At 40.6% G+C, this 17,852-nt stretch carries 15 protein-coding genes; 3 read left to right on the forward strand and 12 right to left on the reverse strand.

Annotation, left to right across the window (positions count from 1 at the left end; translation table 11 throughout):
* Positions 1-52: 52 nt before the first annotated feature.
* From ACTVAI_RS01850 to ACTVAI_RS01865, 4 genes are all read right to left on the reverse strand, one after another.
* Positions 53-922 carry an NAD(P)-dependent oxidoreductase gene (locus ACTVAI_RS01850; RefSeq protein WP_443473668.1) on the reverse strand — a complete coding sequence of 290 codons (870 nt, stop codon included), beginning with the start codon at positions 920-922 and terminating at the stop codon, positions 53-55.
* Between the two features lie 143 nt (positions 923-1,065).
* Positions 1,066-2,262 (reverse strand): glycosyltransferase family 4 protein, encoded by a 1,197-nt coding sequence (locus ACTVAI_RS01855; RefSeq protein ID WP_443485747.1) that lies wholly within the window; start codon positions 2,260-2,262, stop codon positions 1,066-1,068.
* 141 nt (positions 2,263-2,403) lie between these two features.
* On the reverse strand, positions 2,404-4,134 hold the full coding sequence (ptsP, locus tag ACTVAI_RS01860; RefSeq protein WP_443485748.1) for a phosphoenolpyruvate--protein phosphotransferase: 1,731 nt from the start codon (positions 4,132-4,134) through the stop codon (positions 2,404-2,406).
* Entirely contained in the window at positions 4,134-4,400 is a 267-nt protein-coding gene (locus ACTVAI_RS01865) for a phosphocarrier protein HPr (RefSeq protein WP_443473665.1), read from the reverse strand. Before ACTVAI_RS01865 ends, ptsP begins: the two co-directional genes overlap by 1 nt.
* A gap of 300 nt (positions 4,401-4,700) precedes the next feature.
* Between ACTVAI_RS01865 and ACTVAI_RS01870 the strand changes: the two genes are divergently transcribed.
* Together ACTVAI_RS01870 and ACTVAI_RS01875 are read left to right on the forward strand one after the other, a co-directional pair.
* Entirely contained in the window at positions 4,701-6,896 is a 2,196-nt protein-coding gene (locus tag ACTVAI_RS01870) for an AAA family ATPase (protein WP_443473664.1), read from the forward strand.
* Positions 6,897-7,022: 126 nt separating this feature from the next.
* A complete protein-coding gene (locus tag ACTVAI_RS01875) occupies positions 7,023-7,310 on the forward strand; it encodes a DUF1827 family protein (protein ID WP_443473663.1) in 288 nt (95 codons plus the stop codon).
* A gap of 421 nt (positions 7,311-7,731) precedes the next feature.
* Here ACTVAI_RS01875 and ACTVAI_RS01880 read toward each other — a convergent pair whose 3' ends face one another.
* From ACTVAI_RS01880 to ACTVAI_RS01890, 3 genes are all read right to left on the reverse strand, one after another.
* Positions 7,732-9,309, reverse strand: a complete 1,578-nt coding sequence (locus tag ACTVAI_RS01880) for a peptide chain release factor 3 (RefSeq protein ID WP_443473662.1) — start codon at positions 9,307-9,309, stop codon at positions 7,732-7,734.
* A gap of 100 nt (positions 9,310-9,409) precedes the next feature.
* Positions 9,410-10,789 carry a hemolysin family protein gene (locus ACTVAI_RS01885; protein WP_443473661.1) on the reverse strand — a complete coding sequence of 460 codons (1,380 nt, stop codon included), beginning with the start codon at positions 10,787-10,789 and terminating at the stop codon, positions 9,410-9,412.
* 130 nt (positions 10,790-10,919) lie between these two features.
* Positions 10,920-12,305: an FAD-dependent oxidoreductase gene (locus tag ACTVAI_RS01890; RefSeq protein WP_443473660.1), complete on the reverse strand. Its 1,386-nt coding sequence runs from the start codon at positions 12,303-12,305 to the stop codon at positions 10,920-10,922.
* 239 nt (positions 12,306-12,544) lie between these two features.
* Here ACTVAI_RS01890 and ACTVAI_RS01895 point away from each other — a divergent pair, with 239 nt between their 5' ends.
* Positions 12,545-12,982, forward strand: coding sequence for a GNAT family N-acetyltransferase (locus ACTVAI_RS01895; RefSeq protein WP_443473659.1), 438 nt, complete (start codon positions 12,545-12,547; stop codon positions 12,980-12,982).
* 50 nt (positions 12,983-13,032) lie between these two features.
* On the opposite strand, the gene mgtE is transcribed toward ACTVAI_RS01895, so the two are convergent.
* The 5 genes from mgtE to ACTVAI_RS01920 all read right to left on the reverse strand — a co-directional run bounded on the left by mgtE (position 13,033) and on the right by ACTVAI_RS01920 (position 17,806).
* Entirely contained in the window at positions 13,033-14,424 is a 1,392-nt protein-coding gene (gene mgtE, locus ACTVAI_RS01900) for a magnesium transporter (RefSeq protein ID WP_443485749.1), read from the reverse strand.
* The gene (locus ACTVAI_RS01905) at positions 14,384-15,316 is read right to left on the reverse strand and encodes an RluA family pseudouridine synthase (protein ID WP_443473657.1); all 933 of its coding nucleotides are present in this window, start codon (positions 15,314-15,316) and stop codon (positions 14,384-14,386) included. The genes mgtE and ACTVAI_RS01905 overlap by 41 nt, the downstream gene beginning before the upstream one ends.
* 63 nt (positions 15,317-15,379) lie before the next feature.
* Positions 15,380-16,324, reverse strand: coding sequence for an NAD(P)-dependent oxidoreductase (locus tag ACTVAI_RS01910; protein ID WP_443473656.1), 945 nt, complete (start codon positions 16,322-16,324; stop codon positions 15,380-15,382).
* A 1-nt stretch (position 16,325) separates the two neighbouring features.
* Positions 16,326-17,153 carry an NAD kinase gene (locus ACTVAI_RS01915; RefSeq protein ID WP_443473655.1) on the reverse strand — a complete coding sequence of 276 codons (828 nt, stop codon included), beginning with the start codon at positions 17,151-17,153 and terminating at the stop codon, positions 16,326-16,328.
* An 11-nt stretch (positions 17,154-17,164) separates the two neighbouring features.
* Positions 17,165-17,806, reverse strand: a complete 642-nt coding sequence (locus tag ACTVAI_RS01920) for a GTP pyrophosphokinase (protein WP_443473654.1) — start codon at positions 17,804-17,806, stop codon at positions 17,165-17,167.
* Positions 17,807-17,852 lie beyond the last annotated feature (46 nt).

The following is a 17,852-nucleotide window of genomic DNA, read 5'->3' on the forward strand; positions in this document are numbered from 1 at the left end:
CTTTACCATTCTAGCATTAATTCTCGGGTATCGCATTAATTTTTTTCAAAAATCACTCATCCCACCAGAGTTTAATTAAAGCTTGTGTACCGTCATTTTCGAATCCTTTGTCAGCTAATCTTTCATAGAGGTCTTTTGCCAATTTCGTGCCCGGCAAATCAACCCCTAATGCTTCAGCTTCCTCAAGTGCAATCTTGAGGTCCTTGATGAAATGTTTTACGAAAAAACCTGGTGAATAATCATTGCTTAAAATACGTGGGGAATAGTTTTCGAGTGACCAGTTTCCCGCCGCACCCGACCCCACCTGTTCAATAACACGTTCCACGTCCAAACCGGCAGCCTTCGCATATACCATCAGTTCGGTCATTCCTGTCATGGTACCGGCAATCATTATTTGATTCGCCATTTTTGTATGTTGACCACTTCCTGCTGGTCCTTGCAACATAACTTTGCTGGAAAAGACATCCAAAATATCTTTAACTTTGTCAAAAGCTGACTCATTACCACCGACCATCGTTGTCAAGGTTCCGTTCTTAGCCCCCTTATCACCACCGGAAACCGGGGCGTCCAATGATTCGACTTGTTTTTCTTTAGCAGCCTCATGAATTTTAACCGCCAAACTCGGCTTACTCGTTGTCATATCAATCAGGATGTCACCGGGTTTAGCGGCTTCAATAATGCCGTTTTCCCCAAAATAAGTCTCTTCAACATCTGTTGGATATCCCACAATCGTGATAATCACATTGGTTTGTTTCATGACCTCGCCCGGTGAATCTTGCCAGACAGCTCCTGCTTCAATCAGTGAATCCGTCTTACTTTTGGTGCGATTGTAAACATGGACTTCGTGCCCAGCATTTAGGAGATGACGAACCATCGAAGAGCCCATCACACCTGTACCGACAAAACCTATTTTTTCTCCCATCTATCCTTACCTCCTGTTAACATCTCTCATTTAGCTTTAGTATATCATTAGAGACGATGGCATCCCAACATTGATGGCCAAATAAGCATAAAAGTGTCAACTCATGGCCGCTTCCCGACCTGAGTTGACACTTCGTTTGATATTTAGCGATTAAATTGATTAAACTTCCGGAATTTAAGAATCGGCTTCTTAATTTCCGTTTCAAAGACTTCGTTTTCAATGGCGCTTCGATAATAACTAAGAACGCGCTTAGAAAAAGTTGGTGCAGAAATCTCACGGAGAAGATTTTCTTCATCCCACTGACTGTCGTGGCTGACTAGATATTGAACCATTTGTATAATGTGGTCGGCCATATCTTCATCTTTTTCAAAGAGGGATCCTAAAGCAGGGTTACGAATAATTTCGGATAAATAGTCATTACGCTTCGCCACAACCGGGCAGCCATTCGCGATACTTTCTAAATAGGTTAGCCCCTGTGTTTCTGATTCCGATGCATTGACATAAATATCCGCCATTTGATAGTAACGGGGAACGTCTTGATAAGCGACCTCACCCACAAATCTTACATAATCCTGGATATCATAGTCTTGAACCATTAATTCCAGACTATCCCGAGCTGGGCCATCGCCCACAAAAACAAGCTTTGCATGTGGATAATTTTGTAAAACTTGCGGAAATGCCTCTATGGTTTTATGCAGATTCTTCTCGAAAGCGAGACGTGACAAAGAAAGTAAAACCAAATCATTATTATCCAGACCAAGTTGGGGACGGATTGTTTCCCGAATATTCGGGATTGTTGCTGGAATCGTAATACCCGTGGGGATGACGCGAATTTCAGTCTTTACCCCGTATTCAAGCAGCATGTCTTTCATCAATTGGCTCGGTACGATAATACCGGACGTACGGTTACAGAACATCCGGGTCAGTCTTCCGACATCACTTTTACGGATGATTTTTCCTTTTGCAAAGTAATGAACATATTTTTCATACATCGTATGATAAGTATGGATGTTGGGAATATCCAGAACTTTTGCGACGTATTTTCCAGCCAAACCCAAACTGAACTCTGTATGGGTGTGTATAATATCTATTTGATATTTACGCGCTTCTTTTAAGGCCTTTGAAAACCCTTTAACAGCAATACGTCGTTCTTTAAAGGAAAAGAACGGTATACTTGTCAGACGGACTATATTTTTTTCTTCGACAGCGTTGGGATCCGTTGTTGTGAAAATTATTACTTCGTGGCCTCTTGCTTCTAACTCATCCTTCAATATTTTAATTGAAGTTGAGACACCACTTATTTGGGGGAAATACGAATCAGTGAACATCCCGATTCTCATGTTGTCACCTCAATCTCAAATTAGCAATACCATTTGTTTAAAGTATAATCAATAATTTGAAATTTGTCATTGAACTTTAGTCCCAAAATCGTATATACAAAAAAGGGTAAGACATTATGTCCCACCCTCTTTGAACTATTATCAGCTTATTGCTGCTTTTACTTCTTCAACTAAAGCAATGACTTCTTCGACTGTAGCGCATTCATTAATTGCTTTATCTGCCAATTTTTCCATTTCTTTAGAGTCCAGTTTAGCAACCAGGCTTCTTGTCTTCAAGACACTTGAAGCACTCATTGAGAACTCGTCCAAGCCAAGTCCCAATAGCAATGGCACAGCAGTTTGATCGCCTGCCATCTCTCCACACATACCAACCCATTTACCTTCTGCATGGGCAGAATCGATAACATGTTTCAATAACGTCAAAATAGATGGGTTATATGGTTGGTATAGATAAGAAACGCGTTCATTCATACGGTCTGCAGCCATAGTATATTGAATTAAGTCGTTTGTTCCGATACTGAAGAAGTCAACTTCTTTGGCAAATTGATGTGCCAAAACAGCAGCCGCTGGAATCTCAATCATGATACCCACCTGGATGTCATCAGAAACTTCAATACCATCAGCCAACAAATTAGCTTTTTCTTCTTCCAGGATGGCTTTTGCATCACGGAATTCGTTTAGAGTTGCAATCATTGGGAACATGATACGTAATGTACCATAGACAGAAGCACGCAATAATGCACGCAGTTGTGTCCGGAACATTTCTGTTTCAGCCAAGGAAATACGAACGGCACGGTAACCCAGGAATGGGTTCATTTCTTCCGGTAATTGCAAGTATGGTAATTCTTTATCGCCACCGATATCCATTGTACGGACAACAACTGCTTTACCATTTATCCCTTCCAAAACCGTTTTATAAGCTACAAATTGCTCGTCTTCAGTTGGAAAATCCTCAGAGTCCATGTACAAGAACTCAGTACGGTACAACCCGATTCCTTCCGCACCATTTTCATTGACACCGGTTAAATCTTTTGGTGTACCAATATTGGCTACGATTTCAATTTGTTTACCATCTTTAGTAAAGCTCTCAGCATCTTTCAACTTCGCCCATTCAGCTTGTTGCGCTTTGAAATCAGCTGCTTTTTGTTTATAAGCTGCAATCGTTTCTTCGTCTGGACGAATAACAATATTACCTTCTAAACCATCGATGATGACCATGTCGCCTTCAGCAACAAGTTGGGTTACTTCTTTTGTTCCAACAACAGCTGGAATTTCCAAAGAACGAGCCATGATAGCAGAGTGCGACGTACGGCCTCCGATATCGGTTACAAAACCTTTAACGAATTGACGATTTAGTTGTGCTGTATCACTCGGCGTCAAATCTTTGGCTACGATTACAACTTCTTGGTTGATTGTAGCGGGGCTTGGAATTTTAACTCCCAATAAGTGCGCCATTACACGTTCAGTTACATCTTTAATGTCTGCTGCGCGTTCTTTCATGTATGGATTGTCTTCCATAGCTTCAAACATGCTGATATACATATTAGCAACAGTGGACAGTGACGTTTCCGCATTTACCATGTTTGTTGTAATATCATTTTTAATTCCATCAAATAATTCAGGGTCTGCTAATACCATCAAATGGGCGTCAAAAACTTGCGCTTCTTCTTCCCCTACAGCCATAGCAACATGCTCACGGATACCTTGGATTTCATTTTTTGATCGCTCAAAAGAATCCAGAAGGCGTTTGATTTCGCCTTCTGGATCTGTAATTGAAACTCTATCAAAAGACAAGTTTGGCTCCGTTAGCAGATATGCTTTTCCGATTGCGATTCCATCACTAGCGGCAATTCCTACTAACTGTTTAGTCATTACTCAGCCAATCCTTCCTTTTTAAGCGTTTCTACGATACCTTCCATTGCTTCAACTTCGTCTTGTCCATCAACAGTGATTGTTACTTCAGCGCCTTGGCCTACACCAAGAGACATAACACCCATGATAGATTTTAAGTTGACAGATTTACCTTTATATTCAAGGTTGATGTCAGAATTAAATTTGCTAGCTGTTTGAACTAACAATGTTGCAGGTCTCGCGTGGATTCCTGTTTCAGCAATAATATGAAAGTCTTTTTTCTCCATTATGTTGATCCCCTTTGTTATGAATTTGGAAAGTATTCCTAAACACTATCGATTATACATCAAACGATGACTTTTAGATATAATAAAGTACGCGTGAAAACCACTATGTAAAGGAATAGAACCCTTTCATAGACTTAGATTACCATTTTTTAAGGTTGAGAACAACTGTTTTAAGATTTTTTAATACCTTACCAAGAATTTGACTATTATTAGACCAAAACGCTTGAAAGTCAAAATTGGTCAATGTATAATAATGGTGCAAGTAAAAATAAAACTTGGTACAGAAAGGATGTTTATTATATGAAATGTATGAATTGTGGGCAAAACGAAGCATCCATCCATTTATATGCATCATTGAATGGTCAAACTCAAAAAATAGACTTATGTCAAAATTGTTATCAACAACTTAAAGCATCACGTGGCCAAGGTCGCAACCCGGGATTTTTCGGAAATCAAATGAGCGGTGATCCATTTGGCGATCTCGACCAATTGTTCCGTCAAGCACAACAACAAAATCGTGGACAACAGCAACCTAATGCTCCTCGCCCTCAGCAAGGAAATGGCGGTGGAAAAGATGGTGGTTTATTAGGCCAATACGGTGTGAACTTAACTGAATTAGCACGTCAAGGCATGATTGACCCCGTCATCGGTCGTGACAGTGAAATTTCGCGTGTCATTGAAATCCTGAACCGTCGTAGTAAAAATAATCCTGTTTTGACAGGTGAAGCTGGTGTGGGTAAAACAGCGGTTGTCGAAGGTTTAGCTCAAAAAATCGTTGATGGCGACGTTCCCCAAAAACTTTTGGATAAGGAATTGATTCGTTTGGATGTGGTCTCTCTTGTACAAGGTACAGGAATTCGTGGTCAATTCGAAGAACGGATGCAACAATTAATGGATGAAGTCCGTCAAAATGACAAAATCATTTTGTTCATTGATGAAATCCATGAAATTGTAGGTGCTGGTAGCGCTGAAGGAAGCATGGATGCCGGTAACATTTTAAAACCTGCTCTTGCTCGTGGTGAATTGCAATTAGTTGGTGCAACCACTCTAAACGAATACCGCAAAATCGAAAAAGATTCGGCTTTGGAACGTCGTTTCCAACCAGTTCGTGTCAGTGAACCAACTCCAGAACAGACATTGATCATTCTGCAAGGTCTCCGTCCTAAATACGAAGATTACCACCACGTAAAATACTCGGATGAAGCTTTGGAAGCAGCAGTCAAACTTTCACATCGCTATATCCAGGATCGCTTCTTGCCCGATAAAGCCATTGACTTGTTGGACGAATCCGGTTCGAAGAAAAATCTGACTTTAAAGATTGTTGATCCAAAAGAAATAGACGAACGCATCGAGACTGCTGAAAAAGAAAAAGAGGCGGCTCTAAATGCTGAAGACTATGAGAAAGCTGCTTACTACCGTGACCAAATTGTTAATCTTCGGAATATGAAAGAAAATCCAACTTCCGGAGATGATAATAATTTAGTAACGGAAAAAGACATTCAGGTGATTGTGGAAACCAAAACCAATATCCCGGTTGGTGAATTGCAAGAAAAAGAACAAGCGCAGTTGAAACACTTGGATAGCGATTTGAAAGCTCATGTTATCGGGCAGGATGAAGCAATCCATAAAGTAGCCAAAGCGATTCGTCGTAACCGTGTAGGCTTTTCACGTAAAAACCGCCCAATCGGGTCTTTCCTATTCGTGGGACCTACTGGAGTTGGTAAAACAGAGTTGGCACGTCAATTAGCGAACGAAATGTTCGGTACCGAAGATTCCATCATTCGTTTCGATATGAGTGAATACATGGAAAAACATGCCGTTTCTAAATTAATTGGCTCCCCTCCCGGTTATGTCGGTTACGAGGAAGCTGGACAATTGACGGAACGCGTACGCAGAAATCCTTATAGCATTGTGCTCTTAGACGAAGTGGAAAAAGCTCACCCTGATGTGATGCACCTCTTCCTGCAAATCTTGGAAGATGGCCGTTTAACTGACTCACAAGGTCGTGTCGTCAGCTTTAAGGATACAATTATCATCATGACGAGTAATGCCGGAACGGGTGACCAAGAAGCGAGTGTCGGATTCGGCGCTGCCCTTTCAGGAAAGACACATTCCATTACAGACAAGCTGGGAAATTACTTCAAACCAGAGTTCATCAACCGTTTTGATGCCATCGTGGAATTCCAGTCTCTTTCTAAGACGGATTTAACAAGTATCTTGAACTTGATGCTCAATGATGTAAATAAAGCCCTGGCCGATAAAGAGATTGTTATCAGCGTAAGCGAGAAAGCAAAAGAAAAACTAATCGACCTAGGATACAATCCTGCTATGGGAGCACGACCATTACGTCGTATCATTCAGGATCAAATCGAAGATCGCGTGGCAGATCACTACCTTGACCACCCTTCTGTAAAAAATATCGCGTTTGATGTCAATGAAAACGGCGAGATAGAAATTAAACAAGCGTTGGAAGTACAGGTCGAAAAGCAAGATTGAAACTAAAAATCAGTCTCTCCATTTCGGAGGACTGATTTTTTATTATCAATATCTTTTTATTATATTGTTTTAATCAACAAAAAAGGTTTATAATGAATATAATTCCACAAGTTAAGGGGGCTTATCATGAAAATGATCGATGTAACAAACAGCCATCCGGATCTGGTCAGGGAGCAATTAGCCAATACTGACGCTAATTTCGTCAAGGTTTATTCGCTTGGCCAGACTACCGTAATCTTTACTGGTGCCCCGACACACGAAGACATTATTTTATTAAACCGTAATCGGCGGGTAAAACAAAATGAAATCGATTTTGTACTTTCCAAATTGACGGTTTGGCCTGATGATGATGTTGAAGTGATGCCTGGACACAACTTTGTCGAATTATCTTATATTAAAAAAGCTGTGCGCTGATAATCAGCACGCAGCTTTTTTATTTTAAAAGGTTCTATTATTTATGGTGTTGGTAGGTATTCTTATCGGAAATCCCGAAGGACGGTGGGGTTGCTTGTGGCCGTGTCAAGGATGCAATGCGAAAGTAGGGGGAAGTGGGACAAAAGGCGTTTAGCCCCGAACCACTGGAGCGAATAAGCGCAAGATGGTCGCAGGCCATCTGAGCATTATTCGTGAAGTGGACGTCGGGGCTGCCTTTTGTCGCACGTTTAGAATACAGATATTCGTATACAGGAAAGAGGGTGAGACTTTTGTCTCACCCTCCCCTTTGAGGCTTGCAAGCCCGGAGACTAAAGGCTCAGGGCGGTCCCACGGCAGTACACAAGCAAACACGCAGGCCGAAGGGCATTTCCTTCACCAACACCAGATAACCAAGAACCTTTTAAAGTAAGGCTCTCAGTTTCACTTCTGGATACTTGTCTTCAAACCAACGCATTGCAAATTGGTTCTCAAATAAGAATACTGGATTGTCAAAACGGTCCTTACATAACAAGTTACGGCTGGATGACATATTCACATCCAAGTCCTCTTCCTCAATCCAGCGAGCAATTTTTGAGCCCATAGGAGTCATGTCCACTTCAGCATTGTATTCATTCAACAGACGGTACTGGAATACTTCAAACTGCAACTGACCTACAGCACCCAAAATAAATTCCTCAGTATGATAAGTTTTATACAGTTGGATTGCTCCCTCTTGTACCAGTTGTTGAATCCCTTTATAGAACGATTTTTGTTTCATAACATTTTTAGGTGTTACTTTCATGAACAATTCGGGTGTAAATTGTGGCAGTGCTTCAAATTGAACATCTTTCTTTCCTTCAAAAAGAGTATCCCCGATTTGTAAATTACCCGTATCATACAAACCAATTATGTCACCCGCTACCGCACTTTTAACGGTCTCACGCGAGTCAGCCATAAATTGGGTGGTATGTGATAATTTCAATTTCTTACCAGAACGATGAATGGTCACATCCACACCTGGCTCAAATTCACCGGAACAAATACGCATAAATGCAATACGGTCCCGGTGAGCAGGATTCATGTTGGCTTGGATCTTAAAAATGAATCCTGTTAAATCCTCTGCAGCAGGCGAAATAACTTCACCCTCTTCAGTCTTTTTACCAGCCGGACTTGGTGCAAAATCGATATAGGCATCCAGGAAAGTCTGTACGCCAAACCCGGTCAACGCAGAACCAAAGAATACTGGTGTTAATTCTCCGGCCAAAATAGCTTCCTCATCAAACTCATTTCCTGCCTCTTTCAATAAAAGCACATCTTCCATCGCTTGCGTATAAATAGTAGATTCTTTGATTGGAAAATCGCCGCTGATTTCGCCCTCTTCGTTCAAAGGTAAATAATCATTGTCACCATTTTGTTCAGGATGGGTTAACTCCACACGGTTGTTATAAATATCATAAATTCCCAGGAAGTTCTTACCCATCCCCATTGGCCAGTTCATCGGATAAGCATCAATTTCCAGTACTTCTTCCAATTCTGCAATCAGATCCAGAGGTTCGCGACCATCTCGATCAAGTTTGTTAATGAAAGTAAAAATCGGAATCCCACGCATACGACAAACTTTAAAAAGTTTCTTGGTTTGTGGTTCAATCCCTTTACCGCTATCGATAACCATGACAGCACTGTCAACCGCCATTAAAGTCCGGTAGGTATCTTCCGAGAAGTCCTCATGACCAGGGGTATCCAAAATATTGATTTGTAGCCCATCATAGTCTACTTGCATCACGGAACTCGTTACGGAAATACCCCGTTGTTGTTCGATTTTCATCCAGTCTGATTTAGCGAATTTACCGGATTTTTTCCCTTTTACTGTACCTGCTTGACGGATTGCGCCTCCAAACAATAGCAGTTGCTCCGTTATAGTTGTCTTCCCCGCATCCGGGTGAGAGATGATCGCAAATGTTCTTCTTGTGTTTACTTTATCTTGTAATGTTTGAGCCATGATTATTCCTTTCTCTGTTCGTATTCTCGTGAATCGCCTTTGCCATTATAAACGTAAATAACAACTCCGGCAACCGCGAAGAGTTAACCGGAGTCTATGCTTATTCTTTTAGTTTGTTTGTTTTCTTGGGAATCTCTTCCACAACCAATCTTTCTGGTGTTTCATGATGGGAACCATCGATGTACCGAACACCCACTTTAGCCAATCGATTATTTTCAAATTCCAAAGTCGAAATTTCCATCCCATTCACTTCAATGTTTAAAGACTCACCATTTTCAGGAAGCATCCCAACTTCAGTTAGCAAATACCCTGCGATGGTATCCACAAACGTTGATTCAAGCTCGGTATGGAAAAAATCATTAAAGCGATAAAGTGGTGTAGCACCATCTACTTCGAAATAATTATCACTTTTTCGTTCTATCAATACATACGTCTCATCGTATTCATCTTCAATATCCCCGACAATTTCTTCCAGAATATCTTCCAACGTCACAATCCCAACCATTCCACCATACTCATCATGTAAAATGGCTAATTGATTATGACTACGTTTCAAAACAGCCATCAACTGATCCGTCGTGATGGTTTCCGGAACAAACAAGGGGCGATTAAGAATTTTGCGTAAATCAATTTTTTCTAAAGGTGTACGTCGTGATTCTTTTAAAAGATTTTTTAAATGTAATAAACCAATGACCTCATCTTTATCGTCATTGTAAACAGGAATCCGAGTATAAGGGGAATCCAAAGCTATTTGGATATTTTCATACGTGTCATCGGTTATATCCAGCATAAAAGTATCCGTCCGCGGTACCATGACTTCTCGCGCAAGTTTGTTGTCCATTGCCAAGACGCCTTTAAGCATATTAAACTCATCTGCTTCAATGGTCCCTTCACTGCTACTTTGTTTCAGCAAGCTTTGAACTTCTTCACGGGAATAATTTTCGGTGTTATCACTAAAATCGAGTGGTGTAATTTTTTCTAGAAGGCTTGTAGAGAAAGAAAGCAAGCGCACAAAAGGTTTCATGAACTTTTGAACAATCGTGATAACCCCTGCTCCCCGATAGGCAATTTCCTCCGAATTTTGCATCGCGACTTGTTTTGGAAATAACTCACCGAATACAAGTGAGATATAGGATAACAAGATGGTCACAATCAATACTGCCAGTTGTTTTGCGCCAGGGAGGAATGTTAAGTATGGTTCCAGGACATTCGCAAAAGAATTTGCTGCCGAAGCACTCGATAAAAAACCTGCCAATGTAATAGCTACTTGAATCGTTGCCAAAAAATCATCCGAATTATCAAGTAAAGCAAGTACTTTCCGTGCGTCTTCATCGCCTTTAATGGCCTCGGTCGCTACTTTATTTTTATTCAAAGACACAAAAGCCATTTCTGCTGAAGCAAAAAAAGCATTTACCCATGTTAATAAAGCCACCAATAACAACTGCCACACTAAATTCTGACTGTCGGGATCTGCGTTCATTTAATTTTTCTCCTTTTAAAACAATTTGTATTTTTTTAATAGCTTTATTATTACTTGTATTCAATAAAATTACAAGCGTTTTTTAGGTAAAGAAAGAGGTGAAGCAATTGCTTCACCTCACTCAATACGTTTATTTTGCGTCGTCAAATGATTCAACGTCTACATGTTCAATCATGTTCTCTTGTTCCAAAGCTTTTTGGGCTAACAAGTTCAAGTAGTTCCATGGACGGTCGAAGTGTGGTTGGAAGAAGAAGTCTACCAAAGCCAAATCTTCAATAGTCATACGCGCTTGAATAGCCACTGATAAAGTGTTTGCTGATTGTGTAGCGTCATATTTGGACATGATTTGTCCACCAACGATACGCAATGTATCTTTTTCATAAACAAGCTTCATAAGAATTCTTTCGTTTGTCGGCATGAACTCTGGGCGGTAGAAATCTTCAAATAAGACAGATTTCGTTTCCAATCCGAAAGCTTGGCTGCTTGAATCAGTCACACCAGTTGAACCAATATTGAATCCAAACAAGTGCAAACCTGAAGTAGATTGTGTTCCGCGGTATTTCATTTTTGGTCCATTGATGTTTTTACCAACCAAGAGACCCATACGGACAGCATTTGTTGCCAATGGAATATAAGCATGACCGCCGTTTGGATTATAATTAACGGCACAGTTATCACCAGCTGCGTAGATATCTGGGTTACTTGTACGCATGTAATCATCCACAATGATTGCACCGTTTGGTAACATTTCCACTTTGTCTTTCAACAATTCTGTGCTTGGACGGAAACCAACACATAAAATAACAAGCTCAGCTTCATAAGCGCCACCACTTGTTGTAACTGTTGTGATATCGCCTGCTTCATTGTCTTCAAAACCTTGAACAAGTTCGTTCAATTGGATTTTAACGCCACGGTTACGTAATTCATCTTCCAAAATATCAGTGAATTCAGAATCCAGATATTTGTTCAAGATACGATCCAAACCATCAATCAAAGTTACTTCTTTGCCATCGTTAGCAAAAGCTTCAACTAATTCGATACCAATGTATCCACCACCAACAACAGTGATTTTAGTTTTATCTGTTTTACGAGCGATGATTTCTTTAGCTTGGTTGTAGTTTTTACATAGTACAACGTTTTTGCTGTTAATTCCTTTGATTGGGGGGATAATTGGCCATGAACCTGTTGTCATAACTAATTTATCGTAAGATTCTTCAAAAGTTTCACCTGTTTGTAAGTTTTTCACAGAGATAACTTTATTTTCAGTATCAATGTTTGTTACATCATGTTCCATATTTACTTTAGCGCCTAGAGATTTTAGCTCTTCTGGGTTTGAGTAGAACAAGCCTGCTGGATCTTTAACGACTCCGCCGACGTATAATGCAATACCGCAAGATAAGAAAGACACGTTATCGTTACGTTCGTAAACAATAACATTTGCCCCTGCATTTTCTGATAGGATCGTTTTAACCGCTGCTGTTCCCGCATGCGTACATCCAACTACTACTACTTTCATTCGTAAATCCTCCTAAAATATTATACGATTATGAACAATTATCTATGTCATGAATCAATTTGCATTAATGAATAAGTGAACAATCATTTACAACCTAATTGCTACTATATAAATTCTACTCGTATTTATAACAAATGCAACCAAAAAGACTTAAAAATTGTTAATTGATTTCAAATATTTAAATTGGTAAAATGGTGTATAATAAAAAGATACAAAATTTGATAGAAAAGAGAAGCACAATGCTACAATTTCAACAAACAACTGATATAGAATCTGCGATTTATCGAGATGCACTGGAAATTCGCATGAATGTATTTGTAATCGAACAAAACGTCTCCCCAGCAATCGAAATTGATGAGAAAGAATCTTCATGTATTCATGTGGTGGGTTACGATGAGAACAATAATCCGGTTGCTACAGCCCGTTTGTTTCCTTTAGACAAAGAAAACTACAAATTACAACGGGTTGCTGTTTTGCAAAGCGAACGTGGAAAGCAGTCAGGTAAAAAGTTAATGGCAGAAATGGAACGTATTGCACGAGATGCCGGTGCCAAACGCATCGTACTTGGTGCCCAAAACCATGCTTTACCTTTCTATGAGAAACTCGGCTATGCTATCTGTAGCGAAGAATATGAAGAAGCCGGCATTCTGCATCACGATGTAGACAAAATGCTTTAAGCTGTAAAAACGCTAGTCTCCCCTCAAAACGGTGGGAAACTAGCGTTTTTTTATAATACATTTTCCAGAAAATATTTGGCGATATTAAAATAAATCAATACCGAAGTTAAGTCACTGAACGTCGAAATAAAGGGACCACTGGCAACAGCCGGATCAAACCCAATCCTATCCATTAAAATCGGAATCAAACTTCCAGCTAAATTCGCGACCGTGATTGCCATCAACATTGAGAAACCAATAATGCCTCCCAGGACGAAATTACTTTGCCAAATACCAACGACAAGCGTTATCGCCAATCCCGTTACAACACCGGAAATTAGACCTGTCATTGTTTCTTGAGTCAACATTGCCATCCAGTTTCGTTTTTCTGATTCCGGCTGACCAATCTTGCGAACTGCAACCGCCAAGGATTGCGTACCGGCATTTCCGGCCGTTCCCGTAATCAAGGTTACAAACACAGAGAGAATCGCTGCTTCTGAAATAAGATCTTCATAATTACTGATTAAACTGGATGTACCCATTCCTAAAAACAATAAAGTAATCAGCCAAGGAAGCCTTTTACTGGCTGCTTTAAAGGGATTTGAGGTGGTTTCATCAACGTCTACCGCCGCCAAACCTGAGTAGTCGCTCGTGGCTTCTTCGTGGAGAACGTCCAAAATATCATCGACCGTTATAATACCTAGCAATACATTATTCTCATCGACAACAGGTAAAGCCAGGAAGTCATAATCCCGGGCAATATGGGCAACATCTTCTTGATCATCATCCACATACACTGTCACGACCCGATCACTCATGATGTCGTGAATCATGCGGTCTTCATGTGACATGATTAAATCACGCAAAGATAAAACCCCGACCAATTGGCCTTCATTATTGACAATATATAAATAGTAAATCATTTCTGCATCAGATGATTTACTTTTCAACAAAGCCATCGCTGAGCGGACCGTCTGATTGGCCCTCAAGGAAATGAATTCGGTTGTCATGATGGATCCAGCGGTTTCATCTTCGTAATGGATGATATCGCGAATTTGGGCAGCTTGTTCTGCATCCATCAAACGCAAATAAGTTGGTATGACTTCTGCTGGCAATTGTTGTAACATGTCGACCGCGTTATCCGTATACATGTCCGCCAACATATCAGCCGCATATTGTTTGTTCATTTCCATCAAATATATTTCGATGGATTCTACGTCTTCCTCCAAAATCTCGAACATATCCGACATTTCTTTGGGTGATAAATAGTGGTACATACGCATCCGATCTTCCTGATCCAGACTCAAATAAATTTGTGTTTGGTCGTAGAGAGGATAGGATAGGAAGTTTTCACGGAAGGCATCCAAGTCTTCCTCCAATAAAATTTCCTTTATTCGCGCTGATTCTAGAGCAATATCAAAATCATATTGTTGTTCTTGCACCTGGTATTCCCCCTTTTGCATGTTGCAAGTCTATCCAGTTCTCAAAATCTTCCGGAAATGGCGAGGTAATCGTGAATGGCTCATTGGTAAAAGGATGAATGAACGAAACCATTCGGCAGTGAAGAGCTTGCCGTTTCATGGTTTCATCCACTCGACCTCCATATAGGCTGTCTCCCAGGAGCGGTGCCCCCATGTGTTCAAAGTGAACACGAATCTGGTGCGTTCTGCCGGTATGCAATTTCACCCGCACCAACTCTCCTTCAGGGAAGGACTCTTCAATCCAGTACTCCGTTAAGGCCGGCTTACCGTCTTCCCTTACCATCCGATTAATGATGGAATCTTCCGTTCGGCCAATCGGCGCGTCTATATAGCCATGATCAGAAGGAAAATGCGCCGTCTCCGTTAAAATGGCATAATAAATTTTTTCAATCGTTTTATTTCTTAATTGTTGGTCCATCAAAGCATGGCTGTATTTACTTTTAGCAAATAACATCACGCCTGTTGTATCCCGGTCCAAACGCGTCACAATATGAATGACCTGGTCTGCATAATTTTGCGACTGGTAATACCCTTTAACGCGATTCGCCATCGACATGTCAGGTTGTTGACGAGAAGGAATGGAAGCAACACCATACGGCTTGTCCACCACTAAAAAGTGATCATCCTCATATAAAATTGAAATGGGAATCATACTCGGAACAGTTGTTTCATGCTCCCCTTCATCCGGCACGTGTAACTGGATGAAATCCCCTTGTTTCAAGTGCGCTCGCATGTACGCTGTTTCTCCATTAATGCAGGCTTTTCCCCCATGGTGGCGGACACGGGCCAACAACTTCCGTGAAACACCTTTTTCTCTTAAAAAAGTTCGTAGCAGGATATCTTGATCCCGTTCGACATACCATTCATAAATCACTTAACTTGCTCCAATTCTTTTCAACAGAAAACCTGCCGAAAGATTCCGCAGGTTTCTTGTATCTTAATAACTTTTACCGTAGTCTATCACATTCAAGCTTGGTTTTCCATTAAGAGCGTAAGCTTCCATATTCGGGCCAATAATGGTAAACAAAGCATCACGGAAGTGTGCAACTGTCCCTGAGTTATGTGGCGAAATCAAAATTTTATCATGTTGCCATAAAGGACTGTCTGCTTCCAATGGTTCCTGTTCAAAAACATCCAAAGCAGCAAAAGCAAGGGTGTCATTTTCCAAAGCCTCTACCAATGCTTCTGCATCTACTGAACTTCCGCGTCCGACATTCACGAACAATGTACCCGGCTTCATCTGCTCAAAAATTTCCTTATTGAAGAAATGAATTGTTTCAGGTGTTTGCGGGAGGATACTCACGATAATATCTGCTTCTTTCAAGCGGCTTTTACTCGCCTCTTGAGCAAGCGTTTCATCCACTTCCGAAACGGTTCTCCCACTCGTGTTTACCCCAATGACAGTCATGCCAAATGCTTTGGCAACGGTCGCTAATTGCCGACCGATATTACCAATGCCAAAAATCATCATCGTTTTTTCATGGAGCTGTTCAACCCGCACATCCAGACTCCACCTGTTCTCGTGTTGGTTTTGTTTAAGTTGTTCGTAGTCCCTTAAATAATAGAGCAAAGCACCCATCACATACTCCGTAATTGTATATTTGTGGATCCCACTTGCATTGGTTATAATAATGCCTTTTTCTTGCAGTTCCGCAACAGGTAAGTAATTGATACCCGCTGAAATTGCTTGCACCCATTTTAACTTGGGGAACTTTCCTTCTTTCCATAAGGTATTGATCGTTTGGGGCCAGTGGATAATAATTTCCGTTTCGGCTAATTTACCTTCTTCAGGTTCTGTCAGAATCTCGTAATCAGGTAAACATTCTTGAATAAAAGTATGGTGCTTTTCTTTCAATGGCTTAGTAATGAGTATATTTGGCAATTTAACGACTCCCATCCTGGTAATCTGTTTCCCCTTTTTTTCCGATAAATGCATTCTCAACCCGGCTCCAGAAGTGCGTATGCCGGTAGCGCGCAAAATGAACCCGTTCTTTTGCGATACGATAGATAATTTTTTCGATACGTTGATTTTCGAAGGTCAAATTATCCACGTTTAAAATCAAACCATTTTGATCTTCCAGGTCCACGACAATCCACTCATCTTTAGCAATAACCATCGGTGAACTTAACGTTCGATAGACCCTATTATTGACAGAGGCCAGCTCGGTCAATTGAATCGCTTCAGTACGGGGGTGAATGACAGCCCCTCCCAGTGACTTACTTATTCCGGTCGATCCGGTCGGAGTAGCCACACAAATACCATCCCCCCTGAACGTTTCAAAAAGCTCATCTTTGACAAAAATATCGCAAACCATCGTGCCATTGATTTTTTTCAAAACCACTTCATTTAAAGCTAAAAAACGTCGGGGTTCTTCCTGGTCTCTGTATTTAACCCTGACATCCAATAGTGGATAGCTGATGCTTTCGCCCTTGTCTTGCTTCAAACCTTCCAACATATCATCCAGCTCATAATCGCGCCAGTCAGTGTAAAACCCCAGATGGCCTGTGTGGATACCTATAAAACGAACGGTATTTAACAAGTGGCTGTATTTATGGAAAGCAGAAATCAATGTTCCGTCACCACCAATGGTAACAATCAAGTTGGGGTTTTCCTCGTCGATAACGACGTCAGTTCCGGCAATTTTTCGCAAAAATTCCTCTGCTAATGCAACTGTTTGAGGTTTGTCATAACTGACTAAAGCTACGCGCATAATAAGCACTCCTAATCGACATTCTTCTTTTTATCTGAAAAGTAATAATTTGCTTCCATGATTTCTTCACGTATTTCGGACATTTCCTTATCCAAAAGAAACGCTGCTTCCGCTGCCCTGATCAAACGATTATGCAGCTCTTGTGGGTATTCACCCTGATACTTATAGTTTAATGTATGCTCTATAGTGGCCCAAAAGTTCATAGCCAATGTTCTAATCTGAATTTCACAGATTACGATTTTTTCTCCTTCAATCCTTTGAACCGGATACTCGATAACGAGATGATAAGAGCGATATCCACTTGCTTTTTTATTGGTGATATAGTCCCTTTCGATGACAATATCAAAATCTTTTCTAGCCCGAAGAAGCCGAACTACTTCATGTATATCTTCAACGAACTGACACATGATCCTGATACCGGCAATATCTTGAACATCTTCTTCCAGTCGGTCTAAAGCGATTTTACGGATTTCTGCTTTTTCCAGAATACTTTCCTTGGTCTTTACCCTTCCCGTAATGAATTCTATTGGTGCATGTGAGTTTGTTTCCCGATATTGTTTCCGAATGCCTTTTAATTTGATTTTTAATTCTTCAACCGCTTGTTCATAAGGAGCCAGAAAGACACCCCAGTCTTTTACAAATTCATTTTCCATACCCAACACCCATTCTTACAATTAGATTATAAGTTTATTTTAGCAT

The sequence above is a fragment of the Jeotgalibaca sp. A127 genome (assembly GCF_052266745.1).
Lineage (GTDB): Bacteria > Bacillota > Bacilli > Lactobacillales > Aerococcaceae > Jeotgalibaca.